The organism is Pinirhizobacter sp. (assembly GCF_035317885.1).
Taxonomy (GTDB): Bacteria; Pseudomonadota; Gammaproteobacteria; order Xanthomonadales; family Rhodanobacteraceae; genus Pinirhizobacter.
This window is the reverse complement of record NZ_DATHFX010000095.1, coordinates 1-2,083: the sequence shown is the minus strand read 5'-3', so window position 1 is coordinate 2,083 and position 2,083 is coordinate 1. Positions and strand designations below refer to the sequence as shown.

The window sequence follows — 2,083 nt, the reverse complement described above, 5'->3', positions numbered from 1 at the left end:
TCGCGTGGCAATTCGCCAAATCGCTGCACGTGTGTGACCTGCATGGCTGGACGCGTTTCGTCTCCATGCAGAATCACTACAACCTGGTGTACCGCGAAGAAGAACGCGAAATGTTGCCGCTGTGTCGCGCGCAAGGCGTTGGAATCCTTCCGTGGAGCCCGCTGGCCCGTGGCTTCCTGACCCGGCCGCGCAGCGCGGAGGCCACTACGCGGGCGGGTAGCGATGCCTTTGCCCGCGAGCTGTACTACACCGAAAGCGATTGCCAGGTGGTCGATGCGGTCGCTCGCGTCGCTCATGACCGCGGTGTCGCGCAGGCGCAGGTGGCGTTGTCGTGGTTGTTGCATCAGCCTGGTGTGACGTCACCGATCATCGGTGCTACCAAGATGGCGCATCTTGAGCAGGCAGTTGAGGCGGTTGCGCTGGTGTTGTCACCGAACGAACGTGCCAGCCTTGAAGCTGCCTACCAGCCACACCGGGTGCTCGGGCACGCATAAGCCAAAACAACGCCAGGCAGGGCGGATGAACGCATGGAACTCGTGTTTACGCCAACGGCGTATGGCCGAAATTCTATAAGACGCGCCTTCCCGCATAGGGCACACTGGGGCCGGGCGGGGTGTCGACCAAGGTGCTGACGTTGTCGAGCGACTTTCGGGGGGTATGCCATGGCGAAGATTCGGGTTGCTGGTTTCTCACTTTCCATTGATGGTTTTGGGGCAGGGCCCGAACAGAGCCCGGAGAATCCACTAGGCAAGCGCGGGCTGGAGCTGCACCAGTGGATGTTCGGTACGAGGACCTTCAACGCGATGATCGGCGAAAGCGGCGGTTCGGAGGGCATCGACGAACACTACGCCCAACGCTCAATGGACGGCTTTGGTGCCTTCATCCTGGGCCGCAACATGTTCGGCCCCATCCGCGGCGACTGGCCGGACATGGCCTGGAGGGGCTGGTGGGGAGACGATCCGCCTTATCACGCTCCCACGTTCATTCTCACGCACTACGCACGCGACCCCATCGTGATGGAGGGCGGCACGACGTTCCATTTCGTGACCGCGGGCATCGAAGCCGCACTTGGACAAGCCCGGGCCGTCGCCGGTGGCAAGGACATAAAGATCGGCGGCGGCGTGTCGACAGTGAGGCACTATCTCCAGGCAGGGCTTATCGACGAAATGCACTTCGCCATCGCCCCCGTCGTGTTGGGGCAGGGTGAAGCGATGTTCCGGGGCATCGACTTGCCTGCCCTGGGATTCAACGTGGTCGAGCAGGCGGCGACCGAGCACGCGACGCACATCGTGCTCAGCCGGTTCAGCTGAAGGGCGGTGCCGGCTGGCGCAATGCAGGTACGGCGGGTGCGACAAGCCGGGGCGACGGACTGCCCTTGACCTCGCCGAAATGCCGGTGCTCATTCCACGCGGCGGTGGCTTGCTCCATTTCCTCAGGAAGCCTGGCGACGAAATTCCACCACAGAAGAATTTCCTCGCCGAAGGGCTCGCCGCCGATAAGAACCAGCCGGCATGCCGAGGCGCATTGCAGGTCCAGCTGCCCCCGGCCGCTGCCGAGATAGAGCAGGGTATCGGGTTCGAGTGCTTCACCTTCGATCCGGGCCTCACCGCTGAGCACAAGCACGGCGTATTCGAAATTTGATTGAAGGGGAACCGTCAAGCGCGCTGCATCGTCGGCAGTCAGGTCCATGCCAACCAGGGGCGAATAAACCTCAGGTGCGGCCCGTTGCCCGAAGGCTTCGCCAACCAGCACGGTAATGTGGAAGCCGCCCTGGTCGACGATGGGCAGCGTCGGATAGTGCTGGAAGGCCGGTGGCCGATGGCGTTCGGCCTCGGGAAGCGCGATCCAGAGTTGCACGGCATGCAGGCGTCCGGTAGCAGGCGACGCTTCGTCTTCCGCGTGGGCGATGCCACGACCGGCCGTCATCAGGTTGACCTGGCCCGGGCGTATCAGTTGCTCGTAGCCCAGGGTGTCGCGATGCATGATCTCGCCTTCGATCATCCAGGTGAAGGTCTGCAGGCCGATATGCGGACGCGGGGCCCGTGGACGCCAATGCCGGACATGGCCTTCATGTGGGCCCGCA

General features: G+C 63.3%; 3 protein-coding genes. 2 read left to right on the top strand and 1 reads right to left on the bottom strand.

Annotated elements, in window-relative coordinates; genetic code table 11:
- Window positions 1–494, top strand: a 494-nt coding sequence (locus tag VK519_RS02965) for an aldo/keto reductase (RefSeq protein WP_324347521.1), incomplete at its 5' end; no start/stop codon positions are given.
- 168 nt (window positions 495–662) lie between these two features.
- Window positions 663–1,310 (top strand): dihydrofolate reductase family protein, encoded by a 648-nt coding sequence (locus VK519_RS02960; RefSeq protein ID WP_324347519.1) that lies wholly within the window; start codon window positions 663–665, stop codon window positions 1,308–1,310.
- On the opposite strand, the gene VK519_RS02955 is transcribed toward VK519_RS02960, so the two are convergent.
- Window positions 1,303–2,083: pirin family protein (locus VK519_RS02955; RefSeq protein ID WP_324347517.1), on the bottom strand; the 781-nt coding region annotated here is incomplete at its 5' end. The genes VK519_RS02960 and VK519_RS02955 overlap by 8 nt on opposite strands.